At 52.0% G+C, this 25325-nt stretch carries 23 protein-coding genes and 1 pseudogene; 16 read left to right on the forward strand and 8 right to left on the reverse strand.

Annotated elements, in window-relative coordinates; genetic code table 11:
- Window positions 1-27: 27 nt before the first annotated feature.
- Together glmM and glmS are read left to right on the forward strand one after the other, a co-directional pair.
- Entirely contained in the window at window positions 28-1368 is a 1341-nt protein-coding gene (glmM, locus tag SK3146_RS21655) for a phosphoglucosamine mutase (RefSeq protein WP_249860726.1), read from the forward strand.
- 579 nt (window positions 1369-1947) lie between these two features.
- The gene (gene glmS / locus SK3146_RS21660) at window positions 1948-3777 is read left to right on the forward strand and encodes a glutamine--fructose-6-phosphate transaminase (isomerizing) (protein ID WP_249860727.1); all 1830 of its coding nucleotides are present in this window, start codon (window positions 1948-1950) and stop codon (window positions 3775-3777) included.
- Between the two features lie 208 nt (window positions 3778-3985).
- Here the strand turns inward: glmS and SK3146_RS21665 are convergent, their stop codons facing one another.
- Window positions 3986-4771: a stalk domain-containing protein gene (locus SK3146_RS21665; protein ID WP_249860728.1), complete on the reverse strand. Its 786-nt coding sequence runs from the start codon at window positions 4769-4771 to the stop codon at window positions 3986-3988.
- A gap of 362 nt (window positions 4772-5133) precedes the next feature.
- On the opposite strand from SK3146_RS21665, the gene SK3146_RS21670 reads away from it, so the two are divergent.
- The 5 genes from SK3146_RS21670 (at window position 5134) to SK3146_RS35310 (ending at window position 8536) form a co-directional block, all read left to right on the forward strand.
- The gene (locus SK3146_RS21670) at window positions 5134-5670 is read left to right on the forward strand and encodes a DUF6431 domain-containing protein (RefSeq protein WP_249866204.1); all 537 of its coding nucleotides are present in this window, start codon (window positions 5134-5136) and stop codon (window positions 5668-5670) included.
- A gap of 37 nt (window positions 5671-5707) precedes the next feature.
- Window positions 5708-7063 carry a DDE-type integrase/transposase/recombinase gene (locus tag SK3146_RS21675; RefSeq protein ID WP_249860729.1) on the forward strand — a complete coding sequence of 452 codons (1356 nt, stop codon included), beginning with the start codon at window positions 5708-5710 and terminating at the stop codon, window positions 7061-7063.
- On the forward strand, window positions 7056-7856 hold the full coding sequence (locus tag SK3146_RS21680; protein ID WP_349655213.1) for an ExeA family protein: 801 nt from the start codon (window positions 7056-7058) through the stop codon (window positions 7854-7856). Before SK3146_RS21675 ends, SK3146_RS21680 begins: the two co-directional genes overlap by 8 nt.
- 174 nt (window positions 7857-8030) lie before the next feature.
- Window positions 8031-8339 (forward strand): hypothetical protein, encoded by a 309-nt coding sequence (locus SK3146_RS21685; RefSeq protein WP_249860731.1) that lies wholly within the window; start codon window positions 8031-8033, stop codon window positions 8337-8339.
- Window positions 8340-8410: 71 nt separating this feature from the next.
- On the forward strand, window positions 8411-8536 hold the full coding sequence (locus SK3146_RS35310) for a DUF5946 family protein (RefSeq protein WP_434006810.1): 126 nt from the start codon (window positions 8411-8413) through the stop codon (window positions 8534-8536).
- Window positions 8537-8548: 12 nt separating this feature from the next.
- Here SK3146_RS35310 and SK3146_RS21690 read toward each other — a convergent pair.
- Window positions 8549-9894 (reverse strand): IS3 family transposase gene (locus SK3146_RS21690; RefSeq protein WP_249860732.1). Its coding sequence is split into 2 segments (ribosomal slippage): window positions 8549-9453 and window positions 9453-9894, totalling 1347 coding nucleotides; the frame shifts between segments, so codons are not numbered across the junction.
- A gap of 91 nt (window positions 9895-9985) precedes the next feature.
- Between SK3146_RS21690 and SK3146_RS21695 the strand changes: the two genes are divergently transcribed.
- Window positions 9986-10285, forward strand: coding sequence for a DUF5946 family protein (locus SK3146_RS21695; RefSeq protein ID WP_249860733.1), 300 nt, complete (start codon window positions 9986-9988; stop codon window positions 10283-10285).
- Between the two features lie 192 nt (window positions 10286-10477).
- The gene (locus SK3146_RS21700) at window positions 10478-10987 is read left to right on the forward strand and encodes a P-loop nucleotide/nucleoside kinase family protein (protein WP_249860734.1); all 510 of its coding nucleotides are present in this window, start codon (window positions 10478-10480) and stop codon (window positions 10985-10987) included.
- Here the strand turns inward: SK3146_RS21700 and SK3146_RS21705 are convergent.
- Both SK3146_RS21705 and SK3146_RS21710 read right to left on the reverse strand, forming a co-directional pair.
- Window positions 10984-11475 carry a hypothetical protein gene (locus SK3146_RS21705; protein WP_249860735.1) on the reverse strand — a complete coding sequence of 164 codons (492 nt, stop codon included), beginning with the start codon at window positions 11473-11475 and terminating at the stop codon, window positions 10984-10986. The two genes, SK3146_RS21700 and SK3146_RS21705, sit on opposite strands and share 4 nt — an antisense overlap.
- A gap of 64 nt (window positions 11476-11539) precedes the next feature.
- A complete protein-coding gene (locus SK3146_RS21710) occupies window positions 11540-11995 on the reverse strand; it encodes a MarR family winged helix-turn-helix transcriptional regulator (protein ID WP_249860736.1) in 456 nt (151 codons plus the stop codon).
- 197 nt (window positions 11996-12192) lie between these two features.
- Here SK3146_RS21710 and SK3146_RS21715 point away from each other — a divergent pair, with 197 nt between their 5' ends.
- Both SK3146_RS21715 and SK3146_RS21720 read left to right on the forward strand, forming a co-directional pair.
- A complete protein-coding gene (locus tag SK3146_RS21715) occupies window positions 12193-13626 on the forward strand; it encodes a DHA2 family efflux MFS transporter permease subunit (protein WP_249860737.1) in 1434 nt (477 codons plus the stop codon).
- 303 nt (window positions 13627-13929) lie between these two features.
- On the forward strand, window positions 13930-14424 hold the full coding sequence (locus tag SK3146_RS21720; RefSeq protein WP_249860738.1) for an alpha/beta hydrolase family protein: 495 nt from the start codon (window positions 13930-13932) through the stop codon (window positions 14422-14424).
- Window positions 14425-14730: 306 nt separating this feature from the next.
- Here the strand turns inward: SK3146_RS21720 and SK3146_RS21725 are convergent, their stop codons facing one another.
- The gene (locus SK3146_RS21725) at window positions 14731-15639 is read right to left on the reverse strand and encodes a LysR family transcriptional regulator (protein WP_249860739.1); all 909 of its coding nucleotides are present in this window, start codon (window positions 15637-15639) and stop codon (window positions 14731-14733) included.
- A 201-nt stretch (window positions 15640-15840) separates the two neighbouring features.
- Between SK3146_RS21725 and SK3146_RS21730 the strand changes: the two are divergent.
- The 5 genes and pseudogenes from SK3146_RS21730 (at window position 15841) to SK3146_RS21750 (ending at window position 23022) form a co-directional block, all read left to right on the forward strand.
- Window positions 15841-16300, forward strand: a pseudogene (locus SK3146_RS21730) (DinB family protein).
- A gap of 495 nt (window positions 16301-16795) precedes the next feature.
- The gene (locus SK3146_RS21735; RefSeq protein ID WP_249860740.1) at window positions 16796-19099 is read left to right on the forward strand and encodes a helix-turn-helix domain-containing protein; all 2304 of its coding nucleotides are present in this window, start codon (window positions 16796-16798) and stop codon (window positions 19097-19099) included.
- Window positions 19100-19519: 420 nt separating this feature from the next.
- On the forward strand, window positions 19520-20437 hold the full coding sequence (locus SK3146_RS21740; protein WP_249866400.1) for an ABC transporter permease: 918 nt from the start codon (window positions 19520-19522) through the stop codon (window positions 20435-20437).
- A complete protein-coding gene (locus SK3146_RS21745) occupies window positions 20437-21306 on the forward strand; it encodes a carbohydrate ABC transporter permease (protein ID WP_249860741.1) in 870 nt (289 codons plus the stop codon). Before SK3146_RS21740 ends, SK3146_RS21745 begins: the two co-directional genes overlap by 1 nt.
- 165 nt (window positions 21307-21471) lie before the next feature.
- Complete coding sequence (locus tag SK3146_RS21750) at window positions 21472-23022, forward strand: extracellular solute-binding protein (RefSeq protein WP_249860742.1); 1551 nt, start codon at window positions 21472-21474, stop codon at window positions 23020-23022.
- 138 nt (window positions 23023-23160) lie between these two features.
- Here SK3146_RS21750 and SK3146_RS21755 read toward each other — a convergent pair whose 3' ends face one another.
- From SK3146_RS21755 to SK3146_RS21765, 3 genes are read right to left on the reverse strand one after another with little or no spacing between them, the layout of a single operon-like run.
- Entirely contained in the window at window positions 23161-24207 is a 1047-nt protein-coding gene (locus tag SK3146_RS21755; protein WP_249860743.1) for a hypothetical protein, read from the reverse strand.
- A 53-nt stretch (window positions 24208-24260) separates the two neighbouring features.
- A complete protein-coding gene (locus SK3146_RS21760) occupies window positions 24261-24776 on the reverse strand; it encodes an SRPBCC domain-containing protein (protein WP_249860744.1) in 516 nt (171 codons plus the stop codon).
- Between the two features lie 16 nt (window positions 24777-24792).
- The gene (locus SK3146_RS21765) at window positions 24793-25152 is read right to left on the reverse strand and encodes an ArsR/SmtB family transcription factor (protein ID WP_249860745.1); all 360 of its coding nucleotides are present in this window, start codon (window positions 25150-25152) and stop codon (window positions 24793-24795) included.
- Window positions 25153-25325: the final 173 nt, after the last annotated feature.

Raw genomic sequence — 25325 nt, forward strand, 5'->3', positions numbered from 1 at the left:
TTGGGAGAAGAAAGGGAGATTCGGTTCATGGGGAAATATTTTGGGACTGACGGAGTACGCGGCGTAGCCAATCAGGAGCTTACTCCGGAGTTAGCATATAAGATCGGCCGCTGCGGCGGTTATGTATTGGCAGGACAAGTGGAGAAGCCGAATGTCGTCATCGGCCGCGATACGCGGATTTCCGGAACGATGCTGGAGGCGGCGCTGGTAGCGGGACTGCTGTCCATCGGAGCGAATGTAATCAGGCTGGGCGTCGTCTCGACGCCGGCCGTCGCGTACTTGACCCGCACGCTGAAGGCGGACGCCGGGGTCATGATCTCGGCTTCCCACAATCCTGTGGAAGACAACGGAATCAAGTTTTTCGGCGGCGACGGATATAAGCTGTCCGACGAGACGGAGCTGGAGATTGAGCGGCTGATGGATGCGGAAGTCGACGAGCTGCCTCGGCCGGTCGGCGGAGATCTGGGCACGGCGGTAGATAACGACGAAGCGAAGTATCAATACCTGGACTTTGTAAAATCGACGGTAACCTCCTCGTTCCAAGGCTTCAAGATTGCGCTCGACTGTGCGAACGGCGCGGCTTATGAACTGGCTCCGAAAGTATTCGAAGCTTTGGGAGCGGAAGTGATTACGGTCGGTGCGGAGCCGAACGGCCGCAACATTAACGATCATTGCGGATCGACGCATCCGGAAGCGCTGCAGAAGGTTGTTCTGGAGCATCAAGCGGCGCTGGGACTCTCCTTCGACGGCGATGCGGACCGTCTTATCGCGATTGACGAGAACGGAGAAGAAGTCGACGGCGACTTCATCCTGAGCATCTGCGGTTATGCGCTGAACGAAGCGGGGCGGCTCAACCAAAGCACGATTGTGACGACGGTGATGAGCAATATCGGCTTTTTCAAAGGGATTGAGGCGGCCGGCTTGAAGGCGGCGCAGACGGCGGTCGGCGATCGTTATGTGATGGAGGAAATGCGCAAGGGCGGTTACAATCTCGGCGGCGAGCAGTCGGGCCATGTGATTTTCTTGGACTATAATACGACGGGAGACGGCATTCTGACGGCGCTGCAGCTGATGGATACTTTGGCGAAATCGGGCAAGAAGCTGAGCGAGCTGAAGCAAATTATGCGCAAATATCCGCAGAAGCTGGTTAACGTACGCGTAGCGGACAAAAGCAAATGGAAAGAAAACACCGCGATCGCCGAGGCTATCGCCAAAGTCGAGAACGAGCTCGGCGACAACGGCCGCGTCTTGGTCAGACCGTCCGGCACGGAGTCGTTAATTCGCGTTATGGCCGAAGGCCCGGATAAAGAGCAAGTGGAAGCCTACGTTCAAGAAATCGCGGATGTCATTAAGCAGCAATTGGGCTAATACAGCAATTATTTTTTTATTATATATCGGCAATATGCAAGCAACGGTTATGAAAATTCTCTGGCGGGCATGACCCGTCGGGGAATTTTTATTTTTGTGCCTGACGTGATGAAAATATCATGAAAATATCTGTTGCACATCATCATGAAAATGAATAAGATGATAGTATGCTTTTACTCCGAAATGGAAAGGTGGGCAGAGGTTAACCATAAGAACAGCGCCAGAACTTGCGAGGGTGTTACGTCCGGATGAGGACCGTCCGGGGCCGGGCAGCCGCTTGCAAGTTGACGAGGTGAAGGTGTTCGAAACATTCGGCGGGGACCTTCCGGTAGGCGATCACTACCGTATAAGTCGGAATGCAAAACCTTCGGGCAACCGGGGGCACAAGAGTCCGGCATGACGAGGAAAGACGCGAACCCTTTATTTGCTTTGCAAGCAGCGTTAGCCACATAGTCGCTATATAAGATATGTGATGACAACGGTGCGGTATGAATGACAAATGCCGCCGTGTGCGGTCGCTTATCTTCAAAACGACGTCGATAAGCGGGTTTCTCAAAATAGCAGGAGGTTCTATCCCTTATGTGTGGTATCGTTGGATACGTTGGTAAACGTAATTCTCAAAATATATTGATTGAAGGCTTGAAAAAACTAGAGTACCGCGGCTATGACTCCGCCGGAGTCGCCGTGTTTACGGAAAACGGCTTGCAAGTGAAAAAGTCGAAAGGCCGCTTGGCCAACCTGGAGTCGAAGCTGGGAGAATCGCCATTGAACGGATCGATCGGGATCGGCCATACCCGTTGGGCGACTCACGGCAAACCGTCCGATGTTAACTCGCATCCGCATACGGATAATTCGAATAAATTTTCAGTCGTTCATAACGGGATTATCGAAAACTATGTTTCCTTGAAAGAAGAATTGATCGCCAAAGGCCATGTATTCGTATCGGAGACGGATACGGAGGTTATTTCTCACCTGATCGCAAGCTTGTATGAAGGCGACATCGTGAAAGCGGTGCAGCAAGCCGTGAAACGGATGAGCGGCGCTTTTGCCTTGGGCGTTCTGACGGAGTATGAGCCGGAGAAGCTGGTGGCCGTGCGCTTGTCCAGCCCGCTGATCATCGGCGTCGGCGAAGGCGAGAACTTCATCGGTTCCGACATTCCCGCCATTCTGGATTACACCCGCAACGTGTACATTCTCAATGACGGAGAAATGGCGGTTTTGACGAAAGATGGTGTCGAATTAATGACACTGGAGGGGAATTTTATTTCCCGGGAATTATTTTATGTCGATTGGGATATTATGACGGCGGAAAAAGCCGGATTCGATCACTTCATGATGAAAGAAATCCATGATCAGCCGAAAGCTTACCGCGATACGATGGGCGCACGTCTGGACCCGTCCGGCAGCAAGGTTGTTCTGGATGAAATGAACATGAGCGAGGAGCAAATCCGCGCGATCCGCAACGTTCACATCATTGCTTGCGGTACCGCCTATCATGCCGGTCTCGTAGGAAAAAGCATCATCGAGAAGCTGGCGAGAATTCCGGTAGAAGTTGATGTAGCATCCGAATACCGCTACCGCGAGCCGATCATTAACAAAGATACGCTTGTCATCGTAGTCAGCCAATCCGGTGAAACCGCCGATACGCTGGCGGCGCTTCGCGAAGCGAAACGCAACGGCGCGGCTGTGCTTGCCATCACCAACGTGGTCGGCAGCTCGGTTGCCCGCGAAGCGGATCATGTGATCGTCACTTGGGCCGGCCCTGAGATCGCCGTCGCTTCGACAAAAGCTTACACGTCCCAACTGATCGCCTTCTATCTGTTCGGGCTTCAGCTGGCCCAAACGCTCGGTACGCAGGATGCCGGCTTCATCGCCAATGTGATCGCCGAGATGAAGCTGCTTCCTGAGAAAGTCGAGCAAATCCTGGCGCAAGCCGACAGCATCAAAGGATGGGCGGAGCAAGTCGCCGCTCATGACAACCTGTTCTTCATCGGCAGAGGTCTCGATTACGCTGTGGCGCTGGAAGGCTCCTTGAAGCTGAAGGAAATTTCTTACATTCATTCCGAAGCTTATGCGGCCGGCGAATTGAAGCACGGTACGCTGGCTTTGATCGAGGATGACGTTCCGGTCATCGCGCTCGGTACGCAGGAAGATCTGCTGGAGAAGACGATCAGCAATATTAAGGAAGTAAAAGCCCGCGGCGCGCATGTGTTCGGCGTTCAATCCGAAGGCCAAACCGAGCTTGCCAAAGCCGTCGACGGCGTGTTCACGATTCCTCGCACGCTGACGCTGCTGACGCCTGCGCTGTCCGTTATCCCGCTGCAGCTGCTGTCCTACTACGCGTCCCTGGCGCGCGGCAACGATGTCGATAAGCCGCGGAACTTGGCGAAGAGCGTGACGGTGGAGTAAGGGGAAGAAGGCAATCATATCAGATGTGCAATGAAATTAAACTCGTTCCGAGCAAATGCAGGATTATTTCCTGACATTTGCTCGGATTTTTTATTGGGCCAAGGACAGGAAATGCAGGGCTCTTCGGGTCAGGGTCATATTCACGTCGCAATCCAAATCGTCAACTTGCGGTAGCCAACACGCCCTTAGTATGTGCGTCTCTATCCAGTTATTCATTAGCAACAATGAATTCAATAACTTTAGCTTGACCCGGATAACTATCAAAGAGGGGGCCTACACTCCATGCTTTCACTTTTTGTCCGATCTTAAGATCATTAAATAGAATCCTCTCCCTAGAATCGATGCCAATAAATGCATCAGGACTGAAAGAGACCCATACGGCATCTGGATCACCATTAGTATTCATTTTATCCTTATCAGTAATAAGTACCCTTTTAGTTTCAGCATCAATGGATGATATCTCTCCAACAATATTAGCCGATTCCGGAATAATAAATTGATCGATTATCAGGTCAAAATTATTTTGACCTAGTAACTGATAGATTGAATTTATCAACCCGCTTACTTCTGAAGCTTTTAAAAGCGAACGATGGTCATTGAGTTTTCTTATGGTCATAGTTAATTTACTATCAACAATATCGATACTTATTAGTTCAAGTGATTTTTTGTGAAGAAAATCAGCTATTGTAGACATCTTGCTTTGGATAACATTGGAGCTTATCTTTGCTCCCCCATTTTGAAGTTCCACTGTTTGAGCAGCTTCGTTCCAATTTACTAGAAGACCTGTCAATGCAGCTGCATCACGAAGCTTAAGATACGTTGAACCGTCGTAAATCATTGGCGAACTCTCAAGTTTAACCGTCTTTCCGTCCAGCGTGATAGGCAGATCCGGTCTAAGATATGCTTCCACCTTTTGCAGACCGGCTTCAGCATATGCAGCTGAAGCCGTTGCGATTATGATTCCCGCCAATAACCCAGGGACAAATTTCTTCATATTCACACTCTCCTAAAGAATAAATTTTTTTTCTGCCCTTCGAGCAAAATTTAAATCGTGGAATGCTTCATATCAATGTTGTAAATCTCGATAATAACAACGACGTTAAAAAAATGATAGAGTCAATAGACCGAACAATAACTTTTCAATCGTTCGATACGTTAAACTATCTAGAGCTATTATTGTTGCTGCTGAAAGATAACGTCCAATTGCTGACGGGATTGCCTGTCCGCGAGTTGCTGAATATAATGACCGTATCACAGAAAAGGAAAAGGATGCCCCCATGTATGTGGGCCTGCTGCAACAGGCTCACGGGATGCATCCCCTACCCAACATGGTCATTGTATCAAAGTATGAGCTGGATGAGAAGTCACCCAGCGTTTTTCGTTAGATGTGCAGAAGTGGTCCCATCTCCCTGCTGTGGAGAAGCGCTTAGCGTCATTGGCAGCCGGAAACGGAAATTAGTGGATGAGGGCGGGGATTGCCGCCTGCTTGTCATTCGCCGGTTGCGTTGCAAGGGGTGCCGGAAGATTCACCACGAGCTTCCGGATTGTGTTGTACCGTACAAGCGGTACGAATCGGCATGCGTGGAACAAGTCGTTTCAGAGTCGGAGGTACCCTCCACAGTGGCAGCAGATGATGCTACCCTGCGGCGCTGGAAGATTTGGTTTCGGGAGCAAACCGTGTACTTGCTCGGATGTTTGAAGTCCATCGCCATTCGCTTTCACCAAGACCCTGTAGAGAAAACGTCCGTACCCTCACAGTCTGCACATCACCCCATCGGACACGTTGTCGGGGATGCCTCCGGCTGGCTGGCTCGAATTGTCCGCCCCGTGGCCAATTCAAATTTGTGGCTACATACCCGTTCTGCATGTTTGTCCACCCCTGCCTTGCGGTAGACTCATCTCGAAGTCTACCAAGCGAGGTGTTGAATAGATGAAAGATCAGAAGAAAGCCGAAGCGATTGCATCGGAACGCGTACAGCTGTTGTCGCCGCTGCTCGCTGAGGGGCTTGACCCTGCTAGAGCTAGAGAGATCAAGCAGAGGATCTGTGAACAGACCGGGCTCTCTGAGCGGACACTGCGACGCTACTTGGCGAAGTATCGCCAGGAAGGTTTCAGCGGTTTACAACCCAAGGGCAAAGGGCGCCAACCGGCGGAAGCGACCATTCTACCAGAAGTGCTTGAGCAGGCCATTCTGCTGCGACGGGAGGTACCTGGCCGAAGTGTTGCACAGCTCATTCAGATTCTGGAATGGGAAGGTCGCATCCAGCCCGGCGAGATCAAACGCAGCACGCTGCAAGAGCGATTGGCGGCGCGAGGGTATAGTACGCGCCACATGCGCATGTACGCCGAATCCGGTATTGCCGCTCGGCGTTTCCAGCAGCGGCATCGCAATCGGCTGTGGCACTCGGACTTGAAGTATGGCCCGTACTTGCCCATCGGCCCCGGCGGCGCTATGAAGCAAGTGTTTCTCGTGACGTTCATTGACGACGCAACGCGGCTCGTGCTTCACGGCGAGTTCTATCCGGTGATGGACAAGAGCATCGTGGAGGATTGCTTTCGCCAGTCCATCGGGAAGTTTGGCGTGCCCGAGGCGGTTTACTTCGACAATGGCAAGCAATACAGAACCAAATGGATGACTCGCACCTGCTCTAAGCTTGGCGTCCGCCTGCTATTTGCGAAGCCCTACTCTCCGGAGGCTACAGGCAAGGTCGAACGATTCAATCGCGTGGTCGACGCGTTCTTGAGCGAAGCGGCGCTGGAGAAACCCAAGACGCTGCAGCGGCTCAATGAACTGTTCCAGGTCTGGCTGTCGGAGTGCTACCAGAACAAGCCACATTCCGCACTGGAGAATAAGATCAGCCCGGAAACCGCCTATCGAAGTGACAAAAAGCCTCTTCGGTTTGTCGATCCGGATGTGCTCACGAATGCCTTCTTGCACTGCGAAACGCGCAAGGTCGACAAGTCCGGCTGTATCAGCTTCATGGACCGCAAGTACGAGGTGGGTTTGCCGTTCATGGGCTGTACGGTGGATGTAGTCTTCGATCCGGCAGATATCTCGGAGCTCACGATCGAGTATGAAGGTCATGCGCCGTGGCGCGTGCGTGAGCTTGTCATCGGCGAACGTGCTGGCAAGCGGCCGCCGCGACCGGAGCATTTAGACCCCGTACCGGCAGATACGTCAAGGCTACTCACGGCGGCGGAAGAACGGAGCCGCGACCGCAAAGCGCAGCAGGCTCCGGCTGTAGCCTATCGGCGGGTGAACAAGGAGGATGATGGCCATGTTTGAGTCCTTCTACAGCCTCCCCCGGTCACCATTCTCTCGAGATGTGCCGACCGGTGAACTGTATGAGTCGGTGATTCTCGACGAAACACTCGGGCGTCTTGAATACGCCGCCCAGCGTCAGTGGTTCGCCGTCGTCACCGGCGATTGCGGTACAGGCAAGACGACGACAATCCGTCGGTTCACCGAAGTGCTCGATCCAGCAAGCTACAAGGTACTCTATTTGTCGGACTCCAAGCTGACGCCGCGGCACTTCTACAAGGGGCTACTTGAACAGCTCGGCTGCGAGTCGAAGTTCTACCGCGGCGACGCCAAGCGGCAGTTGCATCGCGAGATCGAGCTCATGCGGGGCATTCACAGGCTGCAACCGGTCGTTGTCGTTGACGAGGCGCATCTGCTGGATCGCGAGATGTTGGAGGAAGTCCGCTTCCTGCTCAATTTCAAGATGGATGCACAAAGCCCCATGGCGCTCATCCTTGTCGGCCAAAGCGAACTGTGGGATCGTCTACATTTGCAGGCATATGCCGCCATTCGTCAGCGCATCGATCTGCAGTGCAAGCTGCCGCACTATGATCGTGCACAGACCGGTGATTATATTCGCCGCCATCTGGCGTTCGCCGGAGCAGAGCATGATATCTTTACCGACGGCGCAATCGACGACATTTACCGCTTCTCAAGTGGCGCTGCCCGGTTGATTAACAAAGTATGTACACACGCTCTGATCTACGGGGCACAGAACAAACATCGGATCATCGACGATCATATGGTGAAGCGCGTCATCCAGGGAGAATTGTCATAATTCTCCCTTCCTTTTGTATCTCACGCGGACAGATTGACCGTCACCAGCAGGAAAACTTACGCCGTCAACTGTCGGACATTATGCGTTAGCAGTAACACTATTATTACATTATTGAAGGGATCGTTATAGTGATGCTTAATAGAAAAGCTGCGGTGTTATTTTTTTATTTTTGCAATGATTATTCTTTCAACCGGTTGCATCTCTAGGCCTTCTGAATCTGAAGAGTCAGTCGAACAGAAGGTGGTTGCGCATCTGTTGGCAATGGGGTATAAAGAATCCGATTTTAATGTCGATGTTAAATATCATAAAATGGGAGAAGGCAAGATGGGAGGCCCATACGCAATTAATGTAGCTTTTAACGATGAGCCGAACGTCGTATATAATTATAAATACGATTATAAAATGGAGAGCAAAGATATAACGCAAATCGGCGTATCACCAAAGAGCAGTAAGGATGCTAAGAATTTTAAACATGCTGAATAATTTTTCTTTTCCGTTAGTAAGCTAACTTATTTCCATCTTATTCGCCAAGGGATGAGTAGGAGGTGCGATTTATGTCTGAAATCTGCGCGAAGTGCGGCGCCGTATATACTGGAGAGAATACATGCGAGTCGATTTTCGGGGAATTGTTGGCGCTTGAGTTTACAGACCCCGGTTATGAAGTGACCCCAAAAAGTTAGACACTATAAAGTTTAAGCAGCCTTTAGGGTGTGAATCCGGTATTGAACCGGGCTCATACCCTTTAATTTTGCCTTAATCCGTTTGTGATTGTAGTAATCGATATATTGTTTGAGCTCTTTCTTAAAATGTTCCATGCTTTCAAACTCTTGTCTATATAAAAATTCGGATTTTAAGATGCCGAAGAAATTCTCAATAACCGCATTGTCATAGCAGTTTCCTTTGCGTGACATACTTTGTGTGATCCCACGTTTCTTTAATGCCTGCTGATATGGCCCCATTTGATAGTGCCAGCCTTGATCTGAATGAATCATCAGTTGATCTCCGTCATTTATATGTTCAAACGCTTTGTCCAGCATCTTGGAAACAAGGGAATAGACAGGGCGTGATTCTATTGTATAGGTGATAATTTCTCCACTAAATAAATCCAACATCGGGGATAAGTAAACCTTCTCACCGAATAATTTGAACTCTGTAATGTCGGTTACCCATTTCTCATTGGGCTTCTTCGCTTTGAAATTTCGATCTAAAACATTCGGTGCTATTTTCCCGACATTCCCCTTATACGAGCGGTACTTTTTCATCCGGACCGCACATTTCAGACCGAGTTCGCCCATCATTCGCTGCACCCTCTTATGGTTGATCTGGTGCCCTTCATTGTGTAATTGATCCCGAATACGGCGGTATCCATATCGGCCTCGATGCTCATCATATATGGCTTTAATGCGGGCTTTTACATCGGCATCTTTGTCCGGCCTTTCCAAGGTGGTTACCCAATAGTAGTAGCTACTACGTGGAATCTGGGCCAGCTGCAGCAAGGCTGTAATAGGGAATTCATGCCTTAGTTCAAACACTACTTGCGCTTTGACTTGTTTTGTAACTTTTCCTTGCTTTGAACTAAGGCATTCAACTTTTTTAAATAAGCATTCTCCATCCGCAGATGCTGTATTTCGGCTTGTAATGCCTCAATCGAACCTTCAACAGGAGTTGCTTTCTTTTCTTTTTTCATGGATAAACGCCCCTTTTTCATTGGTTCCAGGGCGTCTTCGCCTTCTTCTTCCAGAATCCTTCTCCAATTCGATATGGCTGAAGGTGCCGCGATGTTATACGTTACGGCAGTTTCTAAAAGAGACGCTCCTGATTCGTTCATAAATCGAAGTACGTCCATTTTAAACTCTTTCGAGTACGTTGTATACCGTGCAGCTAAACCTTCCATACCATGTGCACGATAGAAAGCTACCCACTTAATAACGGACTTGTAATCGATTCCAATGCGTGCCCCGATCTCAGAATAGGATTCTTTTCCTGACAAATAATCTTGTACGGCCTGGAACTTCTCCTTCACACTGAATCTACTCATAAAAAACTGCACCTCCAATTGTTAGCTTGTGTCTAACAATTGGGGTGCAGTTCATTACGGGAGGGTTCATTTTCTCACGGTTGCCTGTTATATGATTCAACATGAGGGCTACAGTGATGAATCGTATGTCTGGGTGCAAAATGGGCTGCGACAATACTTGGAGGAAGGCCGCAGCACGGAGATGATTCGCCGGGATGCCGCTCAAGGCCCCGGACGTACCAAGGAAATTCGAAGACTGGCGGATGCGCCACGGCTTTCCAAGGTGGCCTGGCCCATGACAATCGCCGATGTGGCCGCGCAGATGCAAGATGCGGCAAGCTATTGCAGGCTGATTGAACAATGGGGACATGCGACGCTGCAAGAGATGGAACCGCTTGTTTTGATAAGATGATAGGATGGGTTGTTACAGCGCAGCAGGGCGTTGCTTTCAAGTCTTGGTCTGCTGCTATGCCCAGCGAAATGGAGGATGCAAGCCAAGCGAAAAGTATGGGAGCGTCCTCAGGCTGCCGCGGGGAAAAACTGGTGACTTCGTTAAGCAATGAAGCAAATAGACGCGTATGCTATTTTGTAGGAGGTGAGTTTCATGCTCTATATTTTTAGTGGGTTGCCGGGCGTCGGGAAGACCACGTTATCCGCAACCTTATCCGAAAAGCTGCGGGCCGCATATCTCCGGGTGGATGTTGTGGAGCAGGCGATGCGGACTGCGGGAGTCTGGGTTGAAGGACCTGCAGGTTACATAGTGTGTTACGGGATTGCGGCGCAAAATCTCCGATTGGGCCTCGACGTGATAGCAGATACGGTCAATCCCGTTCATGAAACGCGTCAAGCCTGGCGCAGCGTTGCGGAGTCTCTTGACATTCCGTTTATGGACATCGAAGTGGTCTGCTCGGATGAACGAGAGCATAAGCATCGGATCGATACGCGCACAGCCGATATTCCCGGGTTTGTTCTGCCTACGTGGGAAGAGGAGAAGAGCCGCCAATACGATATGTGGGATCGGGATCACATCGTTATCGACACGGCTCATCAAACGGTGGCCGAAAGCTTGATGACATTATATGAGCGGTTGGATCTGAACCATCAAAAAAATTAATTGTTGGAATGCCCTACTTTCCCGCCGTACTTCCGCGCAGATCGATGACGGAGATAATAGTTCCAAACGGCGAGGCTTGCGGACAGGAACACAATTTGCATGAGGGTGCGGGGGACCAGGGCGTCCTCCGGGCTGGTCGCGAGGCCGTTCATTGCGATGTAGAGATTGGCGGGAAACATGACGATCAGCAACAGCGAGAGCCCGCCGGATGCCCAGAGGACCATGGGACGCCATAACAAGCCTATGGCTCCGGCCCATTCCAGTATACCGGTGATCGTTACGATCAAGTCGGGATAGGGCAAGACAGGAGGAACCATACGAATGAGCTCGGATCGAAGGTAAACGAAGTGGACCGATCCGGTCAGCATAAACATGGCGGCAAGACCGCCCCGAAGCGCAACGGGCCAAGGGCGCAAACGCCGTATCCCGGCGGCTCCTGCAACGAGAATGATAAGCGTGACGGCAACAAGTACGATAAGCGGCTCCATCAATTAACCTCCATTAATTTTATTGGTAATGCGTATAGATACTAAACACATTTTTGAAAAAAATTTAATCATCTAATTGTTGTTCAAGCTGGATTAAAAAATCTTTGATCATCCGCACCTTATCGTCGGGCGCATCCTTTAATACTTGCACGACCTTTTCTTTGAATTGGTTCTGATATTCCAAATGGCGTGCGTAAGCAATTTCCCCTTTTGCGGTCACCTTTAAAATGAGCCTCGATTGGTTGCGAACGTCCTTTTCCTTGATGACGAGTCCTTTCTGCTCAAGTTTTTTCAGTACTTGGGAGATGGCCCCCTTCGTAACTCCGCAGCGTTCGGCCAGTGCTGTAATATGGATGCCTTCATGCTCTCTAATTTCATTCAGCGTATAAATCTCGGAATGAAATAAAGGCTCATCGACACCATAATCCCTGTTTTTCCTGTCCTGCTTAGCGAACGTTTTGAATAAATCCAGCAGGGTGTCGCTAATGTTTTCTTTTGAAAGCTCATCATGGTTTATCATAGTGAGAAGTGTATAGCATCTAAACGCTGTTGTCAAACGAATTTTGAAAAAGTATAATCCGCGAAATTTTTTTTATAAATAAAATAATCTCTTGGTATTGACAAAAACAACTGTTACACTTATCGTAACAGTTGGCGGGTATAGACAGAGCCGCTTATAAATAGAGATTTTTCAGGAGAGGGAAGTGGAAGCGAACAATGAAACAATATAATACGAGGGCCATCATGTCGTCGCTGCTTATCTGCGGATTTGTAGGTATGTTCAGCGAGACGGCGCTCAACATTGCAATAAGTAATTTAATGGACGTGTTTCACATTTCGGCCGCGACGGCGCAGTGGCTAACGACAGGCTTTTTGCTGACGCTCGGCATTTTGATGCCGATGACGGGATTGCTGCTGCAGTGGTTCACAACAAGGCAATTGTTTATGGCCTCGCTGGCGAGCTCGATTATCGGTACGCTGATTGCGGCGCTGGCAGTTAATTTTGAGATGTTAATGGCGGCCCGCGTACTGCAGGCGATTGGCATGGGATTGTTAATTCCGCTCATGTTCAATACGATCCTTATCGTCTATTCGCCGGAGAAGCGGGGGGCCGCGATGGGTTTCGTCGGTCTGGTCATCATGTTTGCTCCGGCGACCGGGCCTACGGTGGCGGGTCTTCTGATCGAATATTTATCGTGGCATTACATCTTCTGGCTCTCGCTGCCGTTTTTGGTCATCGGGCTGCTGGTAGGACTCAAGTATTTGGAAAATGTGACCGAGGTTACGAAGCCGCACATCGATCTGCTGTCTATCGTATTGTCTACGATCGGCTTCGGCGGCGTCGTGTTCGGCTTCAGTAAGGCGGGCGAAGGCGAAGCAGGCTGGAGCAGCCCGATTGTGGTCCAATCCATTGTCGTCGGGATGATTGCGCTCGTGCTGTTCGCGCTGCGGCAAATATGGATGCGCGAGCCGATGATGAACCTGCGTGTTTTCAGGTACCCGATGTTCATCGTCGGGCTGCTGATGGTTTTATCCTGCATGATGATCATCTTGTCGAGCATGATCATTCTGCCGATGTATTTGCAGAACGGGATGAAGTTATCCGCGTTCGCTGCTGGACTCATGCTGCTGCCAGGCAGTGCGTTGAACGGCATTTTATCGCCGCGCATGGGGCGTTTGTTTGATAAATACGGACCCAAATGGCTCGTTATTCCCGGTCTTTTTATCGTCGCGGCCGTGCTATGGTTTTTCTCTGGCATTACGTTGGCTTCTTCGATCGCTTTGATCGTCGCCTTGCATATCGGATTAATGGTCGGCATATCGATGGTTTGGATGCCGGCGCAGACGAACGGTCTGAACCAGCTGCCGCCAGAGCTGTATCCGCATGGCACGGCGGTGATGAACACGCTGCAGCAGGTCGCAGGCGCGATCGGCACGGCGGTTGCCGTCAGCATCCTGACCAAAGGGATGGAAAAGTACTTGCATGAATCGACGGCTCCGAATGCTCCGGCCGAGATGGCGAACGCGATGACATTCGGTTCGCAGAACGTATTCTTTTTTGCGATGATCGTCACGGTTATCGGCTTGGCTGTAGCGTTTTTCATCCGTCGTGTCGTCGTCAGCCGCACAGCGATGAGTGCGATGCATTGATGTACCTTGAAGGGGAGCTTTAGAGCTCCCTTTTTCACGTTTCCGCAGAATAGTAGAAAGTTTGCATATTATTTTTTATTTGTCCAAACCGGGTGGTTTTTAGTACAGTTAGATGTAGAGAACTACTGGTGAAGTCAGGCCGAACGGCATGTTGATCTATGTCAGCCACCGCAGGAGGGAACATGTTCAATAAAGCAATTCTCATTCATGGCTTCAATAAAAGTAAAAAAGACATGAGAGTGTTGGAAGACTATCTATCGGCGTATCGGCTGGAGTGTATGTCGGTCGATTTGCCGCTAACTTTTGAAAAGATTGAGCATAGGACATAGCAGCGGCGGACTGGTCATCAGAAAGTTTCTTTCCGATACAAGATATTTAGACTATGTACATAAATGTGTTCTGATTGCGACGCCAAACCGCGGAACAAGGCTGGCGAGCTACGCCGATCAAGTTTCCAAGACATCCACTCGAATATTTAAGACGCTGCAGTCTTTGCATCCCGAATATATAGATTCGCTCAACCTTAAGGAAACCGGCATTGAAATCGGGGCTATCGCCGGGAATAGAAACAATCTGTTGCTTGGAAAATTGCTTAACGACGATAACGACGGCCGCGTCGAGGTCAGCTCGGTTTACTATGACGGGCTTACGGATTTTACCATCTTGCCGTACGGCCATAAGGAAATCCATTATCAAAAGGAGACTGCCGAGCTCGTAGTTCATTTTATAAAAAAAGGCACCTTTAAAAAGCCTGGTGAAAAAAGAGCGGAGGGGCCATTTGAATCTGGAAAAGCGTAAGCGTTCGCCTTTGAAAACGGATTCTCTCCACAGAAAAACGAAAAAACAATCCAAAGAATCCGTTTTCAACAGCGATTGGAGGATCAAATGGACGCCGCAGCGGACTTTTTCACCACCCTTTTAAAAGCGAGGCGAACAAGAGCGGAGGGGCCATTTGAATTTGGAACAGCGTTAGCGGTCGCCTGTGAAGACGGCTCCTCCCCGCATAAGAGCTTGAAGATGAAATCCGGCTGCAAGAGCGGGTGGAAGCTTCTATCGACCGCAGGCCGCGACGAAATCGCCGCACTTTTAAATAGACTCTGAAGGTTATGCCAGGGTCTCTTTCTGCTTCTCCACGCGCCGAATAAAGGATTGCAATCCGTCTATAAATAGCTTCGCTGCCTGCCCCATAAACTTGTCCGTACGATAAATGATGCAGATGTCTTGACTGGGCGTAGGCTGGAGCAGTGTGACCGCCGAGATGGTGTCGCGGTTCAGGTAATCGAGCAGCAGCCGGGGGAGAATAGAGGCTCCGATCCCTTGTTCGACCAGAGACAGAAGCGTCGACAGCGTGGAGGTGACGATCGGATTGTCGATAGTGATCCCTTTCTCCTGGCAGCAAGCTTGGATGACCTTCGTAATTTGATGCTCAGGGCCGAACGTCACCATCTTGAGCTGCTGCAGCTGCTCGAAGGGGATCGCCTTGGATTTGGCGACGGGATGATCCGAACGAACGGCCAAAGCAAACTCTTCGTGGAATAACGGGATAACGGCGATGCGGCTGTCCGGCTGCGCAGGCACCGTCGTCACGCCGAGATCTCTTATGCCGCCTAGGACTTGTTCGTACACGTCCATCGTTTCCGTAACGCTTATCGAGAGCTTCGGATAGGCAAGATGGAAATCGATCAGCAAGGCATCGAACAGCAGGTCCCCGTCGCCCGGGAGAATACCGATGTCCAGTCTGCCGCCTTCCATTCGCTTCAGATCCGTAAGCGCCCCTTTCATATAGCCTACCCGTTCAAAGATGAGCCGGCTTTGCTCCAGTACGATTTTCCCCGCGTCCGTCAGCGCGATCCGTTTGCCGATGCGGTCGAATAGCGGCATTCCGAGCTCGCTCTCCAAAAACTTGATTTGCTGACTGAGATTGGACTGTGTCGTGCACAGGTTTTCCGCAGCCTTCGAGAAGTGCATTTCCTTGCAGACGGCGATAAAATATTCAAGCTGTCTAAGCTCCATTCCTCTCATCTCCCTTTTTGCAAATCGGTCTCCTGTCGTTATTATAACGGATACGTCCGGCGCTCAAAAGCGGCCGGCGAATCATTACTGAAACCGATCGATTGCATCGGAATCTGGCGATGGTTGCCCTGCGGAGGAGCAGGTATACTGTGGTTGTGAAGGCGAAACAGATACCAACCAATCCAAGGAGGCGTTTCAATAATGACACAATCGATTATAAATACGGGTAAAGTGCTGCGGCAAATCGTTATCGGTCAGCTTCAAGGCATTGCGGAGGCGAAGCTCGACATTCAACCGGAAGGCTTCTCGAATACGATTCGCTGGAATGTGGGGCATACCGTGTACTGGATGGATAAATACTGCACCCTGGCCTTGGGCGCTCCGACCGCGATTCCGGCACAGTATGAGTCGCTGTTCGGTTCCGGAACGAAGCCTTCGATTGGACGACGGCTCCGCCGTCGAAGGAAGAGCTGACGCAGCTGCTGACGGCCCAGCTATCCTTCCTGTCCGAGCTGGCGCCCGATCGGCTGGAGCAGCGTTTGTCATCGCCGTTTGTTATGGTCCGTTCCAATTTCTCACCTCCGGCGAGCTGATCAATTTTGCCTTGATGCATGAAGCGATTCACCTCGGAGTCATTACGAGCCAGGCCAAATTGGTTTAAAAGGATAACCGGACGAAACGAAATGTCGGTCCAACATAAAGGAGCCCCGTTGAGGGGCTCCTTTTCCGGTTGCGTTATGGATGCAAAAATTGCGAAGAACATTTGCCGGCAATCGCTGTGGTCATCAACTGCTCATCAACTGCTTCAGCCACCAACCGATCCTGCAGCCGACCAATCGATTGTCCAGCATGGCCCGGATATGGGCGAATTGCGCATGGGATGGCGAAACGAATGGTTGTAGGGAGGCGGAGGGAAGAGTTAAGATCAACCATATAATCTACCGATACCCCGCGCATGACCCATGTGACGGGGTATCTTGGCACCATGGACGGAAAGCGGTTCCATTCACCAAATTCCTCTAGGGAAAAAGGGATTTCCGTCCGCTGCGTTGAACCATACTTATAACGAAGAGAACATTTCGGAAGAAGCGGCAACGATGGAACCCGAAGCGCGTGATTCCAAGACGACTAGGCTGCACAGAAGCGGAGGGCGAAGATGGGCAGATTTCTGAACTCGATTAAATATTATTGGGCGGACACGCAGACGCGGCTCGTCACCATTTTGACGGTGTTCGTTGCTGTGATCATCCTCGCGGTCGGTCTGACGTCCTACTACACTTCCAAGTCCGTGCTGCAAAGCGAGTTAAGCGAACCGCAGCATCAGTCGCTGCGCATCGGGATGAATTATATCGATAAATATATTCAGGATACGAATTATATCGCGATCAAGATTGCGCTGCAGTCGAACGTGTACAATTTTTTGACGATGCAGCCGCAAAATTCATACAGCAATATTAATCAGCTGTATCAATTTTTGGAGACGCTGCTGGTCAACTCTCCTTATCTCGACAGCATTTATATATACGATCGGGATCGCCAAAGCTTCGTCGCCTATCCGCAAGGCTTCAGCTCCAGCAGCGTCACCATGCTCGATTCGGGCTGGGTCGATGTGGCGGACCGGTTCGGCGATAAGCTGATGGTGGTCGAATCGAGGGAAGCGCCGGGCTCGGGAGTGAGCCCTCCGACGACGAAAATCACGCTGTTTCGCAAAGTGCTCATTCAAGGTCAATTCAAAGGGATCGTGGCGATTAATTTCAAAAGCAATGCCTTATTTCAAAATATGCAGCCCGAGTATGTGTCGGGAGTCAGCCGGGCGCAGGTCATATTGGGCAAAGCGGGCAATCTGATCTATTCGGCCGGAGGCAAGCCCGTCGATACGGATGAGGTCCATCGGGCGCTGGCCAAGCTGAACGGCGAGCCGTTCGGGGATTGGAGCGATGCGAGCGGAGAGAAGCTGTTGGTTTCGCACGCCCGCTCACCGGTAACGGAATGGGATTATGTATCGATTGTTTCCCAGGACAGCCTGCTTTCGAAATCCCAAACCATTCGCGATGTCGTGCTGGCCGTTTCGTTTATTGCGCTCATTCTGGGAGCGGCGGCGATTATGTATACGCATGCGCTGGCCTTCAAGCCGGTGCGGAGAATCCGCAGCATGTTCACCACCTACGGGCAGAACGAGGAGCGCTCCGATCTGATCGGTCTGGAGAAAATTACCGGCAAGCTGCTGAGGGATCACGCCAAGCTGTCCAGCCTGATCCGGCAGACGATGCCTGAAGCTTCATCGAAGTTTGTCTACGATATGTTTCTTGGAAATATTCAGTCCAAAAAAGAAATCGCCGAGAAATGGCGGAGTTACTTCTCCGAATGGTCCGCCGCTCCGCTTACGGTCGTCGTCATTTCCATAGACCGTTACCGGGAATGGGGCAAAGATTTTCCGGAAAAAGACCATCTGCTGCTCAAATACGCCCTCAACAATATTGCTTCCGAGCTGCTGGCCGCCGGCTGGCGGAATGTCTGCCTCGATCTCGGCCGGGACTTGACGGCGGTGGTGCTGCAGCCTGCATCCGCAGAGGCGCCTCCTCTTAAGGAAAAGGTGGAGGAGACGATTCAGATCATTCGCCGGCTGCTTCACTTCAGCGTATCGGCCGGCATCAGTCAGCCCCACGCGGAGGTAGGACGTCTGAAGCTGGCGCTTCATGAGGCGGAGAACGCGCTAAGCTACCGGCTCTACCGAGGCTACGGCTGCGTCATCCCGTATGAAGCCGTAGCCGATCACGAGATGGGAGAGACGTTCGCCGGTGAGTCGGCCATCGGCGATTTGACCGGGGCGATCGAGACCGGTACCGAGGAACGGTCGCTGCGCATTATGGAGCGGCTTCTCCGCGATATTCGGGAAGATTGCTGGTATCCTTCGGCCGCGCTTTCCTTCCTGAACGCCGTCACAGCCAAGCTGAACCGGATGATGCACGGCAAAGAAACGGGAGCTTGGGAGGAGCCGGACGGCGACCGTTCCTACCAAACGATGAGCCTTCAAGACATTGGAGAGGGCATGTCCGAGCAGATTCGGGCGCTGGTGAGCCGCTTCGGAGACCTGATTCAGAGCAAGGAATTTATTATGGTGCAGAGCATGATCGATTATATGAAAAAGCATCTGGGCGAAAATATCGGCGTCCAGGAGATCGCCTCTTCGATCGGCATCAGCGTGAGCCTGGCGAGCCAAATGTTCAAGCAGGAGACGAACGAGACGATTCACGAATATTTCACGAAGCTGCGCATGGAGCGCGCGGCGGAGCTGCTGCTAGAAACCGGGAGCAAAATATCCGATATTGCCCTGATGGTCGGCTATCAGCATGAGAACAGCTTTATCCGGGTGTTTCGCAAATATAAGGACATTACGCCGGGCAAATACCGGGAGCTGATGCGCAATCACGACGCTTCCTTTAACAGCCTGAACTCTTAATCGGCGGGAGCGGGGATCAGCCGCAACGCCATATCCCTACAGCAGATGAGCCTCCTGAACGGATGCGGGCAACCGCGGCCGGTCGGGGAGGCTTTTTTTCATAAAGAGCATTTCCCTTCGCACGGGCGGGATGCGCGAGAGGCTTCCTGGCGGGAGACGCGCTAATCCTTCTCCGTCCGGCCGGATCACCGGGGCTTCGTCCACGCCGCTGAAGATCAACCGATGCCGCAGGCGACCAACCGATCTTCCAGCGGCCGCTCCGTTTGTGTTATTTGCGCATTCGCTGGGCAAACGCTTCGTTGTCTCCGGCCCGTCCGCGGGCTAAGATGAAAGCGTCAACGGACAAATTCACAGACAGGTGGTCGGTAGCATATGGCCAGGGCGACGCTCAGCGAGAACATGAATAACCCGGCAGCGGCAATGAGAGTGTCAAAATCGAAAAATCGCTATCTTGAAAACATTCGCAAACACGGGCTGCTGTATTTGATGATACTTCCCGGCATCGTATTTTTTATCGTGTTCAAATATGTCCCGCTGGCGGGAAGCATCATCGCATTTCAGAAATATCAGATTATGAGGGGCATCTTGGACAGCCCTTGGGTCGGACTGGACAATTTTCGCTTTATTTTTACCTACAAGGATTTTTACAACGTGCTGCGCAATACGGCGCTGATCGCGCTGTATCATCTGGTGTTCGGCTTTCCGGCGCCGATTATTTTGGCCCTGCTGTTCAACGAGCTGCGCTCGGCGCTGATGAAGAGAGCGTATCAAAGCTTCTTCTATCTTCCGCACTTTCTATCCTGGGTCGTAGTCGGCGGGATCGTATTCGAGCTGCTGGCTAACAAAGGGATCGTTAACAACGTGCGCGGCTGGTTCGGCTTCGAGCCGATCTTGTACATGCAGTCGGAGCGCTACTTCCGTTCGATCGTCATTATATCGGGCATATGGAAGGAAGTCGGCTGGGGGACGATCATCTATCTTGCGGCGCTGGCCGGGGTCAATCCGCACTTGTATGAGGCGGCCGTCGTCGACGGGGCGAACCGCTGGAAGCAGACGCTGTACATTACGATTCCGGCTCTGTTTCCGACGATTCTGGTGCTGTTCCTGCTGCGAATCGGCAACTTCCTGGAGCTGGGCTTCGATCAGATGTACAATCTGCTGACTCCGATGACGTATTCGGTAGGAGACATTATTGAAACGTATGTGTACCGGGCAGGGGTGCTGCAGGCGCAGTACAGCGTAACGACGGCCATCGGGCTGTTTCAGTCGGTCATCGGCTTCGCGCTGCTGTGGACTTTCAATCGTTTCGCCAGAAAAATGGAACAGGGGTTGTGGTGATGAAGCAGACATGGGGAGAAAAAACATTCGGGGCGATCAACGTCGTCCTGCTCGGAGCCGCCTCGCTGACCATGCTTATTCCGCTCATTCAGATGCTGGCCGTATCGTTCAGCTCGCCGTATGCGGCCGACGCCAAGCAGGTGTTCATTCTGCCGGTTGAGTTTACGACCGCGGCATGGGATTATATTTTGCATAAGCAGGATTTGTGGCGCTCGTTTTGGGTCACGATCTATATATCCGTCGTCGGTACGCTGCTCAGCATGCTGTTCACGGTCATGACGGCTTATCCGCTCGCACAGCAGGTTTTTCTCATCCGCAAGCAGGTGATGCTATTCATCGTCATTACGATGATATTCAATGCGCCGATGATTCCTTTTTTCCTGACGATCCGCGAGCTGGGGATGCTAAATTCGCTGTGGTCGCTGATCATTCCGGGTCTTATCAGCACCTTTAATATGATTATTATTCGCACGTTTTTTATGGGGATTCCTCAGGAGCTGGAGGAGTCGGCCAAGATGGACGGCTGCAACGACTTCCGGATCTTGTTTCAAATTTACTTGCCGCTGTCCAAGCCCGTGCTCGCTACGGTAAGCTTGTTTTATGCCGTAGGCTATTGGAATACGTTCCAAAGAGCCGTGCTGTTCATCCGCGACGCGAAGCTGTGGCCGCTGCAGATGAAGCTGAGGGAATATTTGATCAACACCGAAGATATTTTGCCCATCAATCAGATGGTAGGCACCTTCGATTTCAACGCGACGACGCTGAAGGCCGCCACGATTATTTTCGCGACAGTGCCGATTTTGCTCGTGTACCCTTATTTGCAAAAATATTTTGTCAAGGGCGCTTTGCTCGGTTCCGTCAAAGGCTAAGGATAGGAGGCCGTCATCGGCTGAATATACAAGCAGCATAGTCCGGCGGGCCGGGGCGGATGCGGCTGGGAAACGGCGGCATTCGCATGAGGCAGGCCGGGCTGTAAAGTTCAGGCACCGTGGACCAATAATTCAATAAGCGAGAGAAGAAAGGCAGGGTCTACTATGTTCAATAAGAGAAAGAAACAACTGGCTGCATCTGCGGCCGTCATGATGGCCGCCGTATCGATTGCCGGCTGCGGCGGTTCGGGAGCGTCCCAGGGAGAAGGCGCCGCTGCGGACGCGGGCAGCGGTCCGGTTAAGGTCAAAGTGTACAAGACGCATCTCGGCAAAGGAACGATGCCCGACAGCAGCAACGCTCATGTTCAATATATCGCCCAGAAGACCGGCGTGGAGTATGTGCTGACGACGAGCCCTCCGGGGGCCGACCCTGCGGAAAGCATCAACGTGATGATCGCCTCGGGCGATCTGCCGGATATTATGCGTCCGATCGGCGGCGTCGAGCAGACGCTCATTCAGCAGGGAGGGGCGCTTGCGCTCGACGATCTGCTGCCGAAATACGCGCCGAACGTATGGAACAGCATTCCGAAGGAAGCTTGGGATGTCGTGCGCACCGCTTCGCCGGACGGCAAAATTTATTATGTGCCGAAAGTGTACATGATTCCCGAACGGGTGCCGATGATCCGTAAGGACTGGATGGATAAGCTAAACTTGACGATGCCGTCGACGAAGGACGAGTATGTCACTTTGCTGAAGGCGTTCAAGGATCAGGACCCTAACGGCAACGGCAAGGCCGACGAAATTCCTACGACAGGCCGCGAGTTCGGCACATGGATGGACCATCTGTTCGCGATGTGCGGCGTCGCGATGTGGGAAGGGAAGCCGGAGTGGGATGTCTACGACGGGAATATCAACTACGCGGGCACTTCCCAGAATATGAAGGCAGCCATCGCCTTCCTCCGCGAGCTATACGCGCAAAAGCTGCTCGATAACGAGACTTTCCTGAACAAAGGCGATGTATGGCAGGCCAAAATCAACAACAATCTGGTCGGCAACTGGTACCATCTTCCGGCGAGCTTGAAGGATAAGATCGATGCAATGCGCAAAACGGCGCCGGACGCTTATGTAGCCGGTCTGCCTTTGCCGAAGGTGGACGGATTTACCGGATTTATTACGCAGAAGAGCATCGGCGAGGCGGAATGGATCATTCCGAAAGCTGCGGAGAAACGGGCGCAGTACGCTTTGAAGCTGCTGGACTTCTTCTACGATCCGGCCAATCAGGAGTTTAACCTGTTCGGCGTGGAGGGATTGCAGCATGAGGTAGTGGACGGCAAGAAGAAGCTGCTGCCGCAAACCGACGATAAGCCGATCGCGCTCGGCATGCTCAATTTCACGACGAAGGAATCGATGGATAAACGGCTGGATCAGCTGTATACGGCGGATCAGGCGAAGATGATCAAGGATATATTCGCCGTCGGTATGAAGGATGCGCGGAGAATCGCCGGAGACGGTATGCCTAGCTCGGTTTACGAAGGCTTCCCGGATATTCAGTCGCACAAGATGTTCCAGGAGTATTTGGCTAAAATCGTGATCGGGGAATGGCCGCTGGAGAAATTCGACGAATTCGTTCAAAAGTGGAAGCAGTCGGGCGGAGACGAGGTCACCAAACGCGCTCAGGAATGGTACGCCAAAGTACAAAGCTTTAATAAAAAATAATGCCGAAAATCCGGCCTGCTTCATCCCGAGGATGAGCGGGCCGGATTTTAATTTAAGCGCTAGCCGTTCAAGAAGTCCGGGTACAGAAGAGATCGGAGGACGTTTCAATATGCGGAGCAGGCGGCTCTCGCCGCGCCTTTAATCGCCCGGCTGAATCTCCGGGTTGTTCGCCATGATGCTCTCCGCAGCCTCCCACAGCCGGGGCAGATAGCCGATCCCCTCTGCGGCGCGGGAGAGGAAGTCTTCCCTGGACCGGATGCCCAGATCGGCTATGACGGCTTCGAAGGCCGGCAGCAGCTGCTCCTGCAGCTCGCGAGGGGCATCCGCAGCCAAAATCTTATGGCAGCGCGCGAAGGTCGCGGCGATCCAGAAGACAGCCTCGCGGTGAAAGCCTCTGCGGATCAGCTCGCGGCTCCCGTCGATGGCAATCGGCCGCGAGGCGGGAGAGATGTCGGAGCTGAAGAAGAACGGCGTCCTGGCCGCAGCGGCTGCGGCGTCGAAGGTTCGGGTGAGCTCGTCGAGATGGCGTTCCGTGCGTTCCGGGGTCAGGTGCGCGCAGCCGAGCAGCTCCAGCAGCTCCGCGTACAGGCTGTCCTGGCCATAGCTCTCCAGCACCTCACGGGCGGCCAAGTAGCGCAGCCTTACAGTCGGATTGCGCAGGGCGGCGACGAGGATCAAGTGCGTAGTCACGCCGGTCGGAAACAGCCACGACGTCAGCAGGTCGTGCAGCGGAGCGGCGGTATCGATAGCGCGCAGACCGTTCTCGATTTTCTCCCGGACGTTGAGGCAGCGCCGTCTTACCCAAGGCCGCTCGGCGAAGAGCCGGGACACCTCGGCTTGCAGGCTGTGCAGATGTCCCGTCGGATCGGCAATAATCGTATTGGTCCGGAAGCCGTTCGCCAGGTGATAGTTGGCGAGCACCTCTTCTGCCGAAGCGAGCTGATGCCAGGAAATATAGGAGGCCTCGATCAGCGCGTCGCGATGGATGAATTTCCCCGGCTTGAGCGGCGGGGCGGCCTCGGCAGTCACGATCATGACATCGACGTCGGAGGACGCCGGCAGCTCCGCCTCGTCCGGCAGCACGGCTGTGGAGCCGCTGAAGTACGCTCCGCGGTAGCCCTCCGTCCGGCTGGCATGATTCGTTACCCAATCGGCCGCCGCTTTTTTCGCAGACCCAACGTTCATGGACATCATCCCTTCTCTTAGCGTGGTTTCATGGAGAGCGTCCTTCTATGGTCTCACTTGACTTCGTTCAGGCGCTCCTCCAGGCGGTTCCAAGTTTCCGTAATGCCCTGCAGCATCCCCATATCCATCACGGTTTTGAGAGCCTCCGCGGACACATATTCGGCATGGTTGACCAGCTTCGTCTTGCCGTCCAGATCAATGAAGGTGATCGTAATTTCGGTAGAAGGCATGGAATCGTTCAGGTTGCCTTCGGCATCCGAGAAATAGTCGGTGTACGCAATTTTCTCCGACTCGACAATATCTTTATAAATGCCTTTGCCCCAAGATTCCATGCCGTAAAACGAGCCTTGGTTCGGATCGATGCACTTCATGCAGTAATGCCAAACTCCGCCGGGGCGGAAATCGACGGTACAAACCGGAAGCTCCCAGCCCTTCGGCCCCCACCAGTGTTTGAGATGCTCGGCTTCTTGGAACATCTTGAAGACGAGGTCGCGCGGCGCATCGAAAATACGCTCCAGCACCAGCACCCGATCATTTTCTACCCTTGAAACTATTGCGTTGTTTGACATTGTATTTCCTCCTCATTTATTTAAGAGTGTCTTTGGATTGCTCTTTGTTTTGCAATTCCCGCAAGTAGTCTTCCAGATTGTCGAATCTGTCCTCCATGATGCGCCGGAAAGACTTAACCCAAGAATCCAGCGCTTGGAAAGGCTCGGGCCTGAGTTTGTAGATCCGCCGGTTGGCTTCGGCCTTCACTTCCAAGATTCCGTTGTCGCTAAGCACCTTCAAATGCTTCGAGGCCTGGGGCTGACGAAGCCCTAACCGTTCGGCGATTTCTCCCACCGTCAAGGGGCCGTCGCGCAAGAGCTCGACGATATGCATACGATTCGGCTCGGCCAAAGCGTTCAGCGTCATCAGGTCCATGCCTGGATTCTTTCCTGACATGTCGTTCACCTCGTTAAGTATTGATCTCTTGGTATCATATCATCTCCCTCATCACTATGGTTATCTTCTTTGTGTTTTTAATATACACTATAAGGAATATTCCTGTAAAGGAATATTTAAAAACGGCTAGCGTTATTTCGTTAAACTGTAAACTGTAAGCGGGTGCAGTAGGG

This window comes from Paenibacillus konkukensis, from assembly GCF_023523925.1.
Classification (GTDB): Bacteria; Bacillota; Bacilli; order Paenibacillales; family NBRC-103111; genus Paenibacillus_S; species Paenibacillus_S doosanensis.

Excerpts from the sequence above, each read along its gene's own strand:
- glmM (WP_249860726.1), top strand. The coding sequence starts at position 28 with ATGGGGAAATATTTTGGGACTGACGGAGTACGCGGCGTAGCCAATCAG.
- glmS (WP_249860727.1), top strand. The coding sequence starts at position 1,948 with ATGTGTGGTATCGTTGGATACGTTGGTAAACGTAATTCTCAAAATATA.
- SK3146_RS21665 (WP_249860728.1), bottom strand. The coding sequence starts at position 4,771 with ATGAAGAAATTTGTCCCTGGGTTATTGGCGGGAATCATAATCGCAACG.
- SK3146_RS21670 (WP_249866204.1), top strand. The coding sequence starts at position 5,134 with ATGAGAAGTCACCCAGCGTTTTTCGTTAGATGTGCAGAAGTGGTCCCA.
- SK3146_RS21675 (WP_249860729.1), top strand. The coding sequence starts at position 5,708 with ATGAAAGATCAGAAGAAAGCCGAAGCGATTGCATCGGAACGCGTACAG.
- SK3146_RS21680 (WP_349655213.1), top strand. The coding sequence starts at position 7,056 with ATGTTTGAGTCCTTCTACAGCCTCCCCCGGTCACCATTCTCTCGAGAT.
- SK3146_RS21685 (WP_249860731.1), top strand. The coding sequence starts at position 8,031 with ATGATTATTCTTTCAACCGGTTGCATCTCTAGGCCTTCTGAATCTGAA.
- SK3146_RS35310 (WP_434006810.1), top strand. The coding sequence starts at position 8,411 with ATGTCTGAAATCTGCGCGAAGTGCGGCGCCGTATATACTGGAGAGAAT.
- SK3146_RS21695 (WP_249860733.1), top strand. The coding sequence starts at position 9,986 with ATGATTCAACATGAGGGCTACAGTGATGAATCGTATGTCTGGGTGCAA.
- SK3146_RS21700 (WP_249860734.1), top strand. The coding sequence starts at position 10,478 with ATGCTCTATATTTTTAGTGGGTTGCCGGGCGTCGGGAAGACCACGTTA.
- SK3146_RS21705 (WP_249860735.1), bottom strand. The coding sequence starts at position 11,475 with ATGGAGCCGCTTATCGTACTTGTTGCCGTCACGCTTATCATTCTCGTT.
- SK3146_RS21710 (WP_249860736.1), bottom strand. The coding sequence starts at position 11,995 with ATGATAAACCATGATGAGCTTTCAAAAGAAAACATTAGCGACACCCTG.
- SK3146_RS21715 (WP_249860737.1), top strand. The coding sequence starts at position 12,193 with ATGAAACAATATAATACGAGGGCCATCATGTCGTCGCTGCTTATCTGC.
- SK3146_RS21725 (WP_249860739.1), bottom strand. The coding sequence starts at position 15,639 with ATGGAGCTTAGACAGCTTGAATATTTTATCGCCGTCTGCAAGGAAATG.
- SK3146_RS21735 (WP_249860740.1), top strand. The coding sequence starts at position 16,796 with ATGGGCAGATTTCTGAACTCGATTAAATATTATTGGGCGGACACGCAG.
- SK3146_RS21740 (WP_249866400.1), top strand. The coding sequence starts at position 19,520 with ATGAGAGTGTCAAAATCGAAAAATCGCTATCTTGAAAACATTCGCAAA.
- SK3146_RS21745 (WP_249860741.1), top strand. The coding sequence starts at position 20,437 with ATGAAGCAGACATGGGGAGAAAAAACATTCGGGGCGATCAACGTCGTC.
- SK3146_RS21750 (WP_249860742.1), top strand. The coding sequence starts at position 21,472 with ATGTTCAATAAGAGAAAGAAACAACTGGCTGCATCTGCGGCCGTCATG.
- SK3146_RS21755 (WP_249860743.1), bottom strand. The coding sequence starts at position 24,207 with ATGAACGTTGGGTCTGCGAAAAAAGCGGCGGCCGATTGGGTAACGAAT.
- SK3146_RS21760 (WP_249860744.1), bottom strand. The coding sequence starts at position 24,776 with ATGTCAAACAACGCAATAGTTTCAAGGGTAGAAAATGATCGGGTGCTG.
- SK3146_RS21765 (WP_249860745.1), bottom strand. The coding sequence starts at position 25,152 with ATGTCAGGAAAGAATCCAGGCATGGACCTGATGACGCTGAACGCTTTG.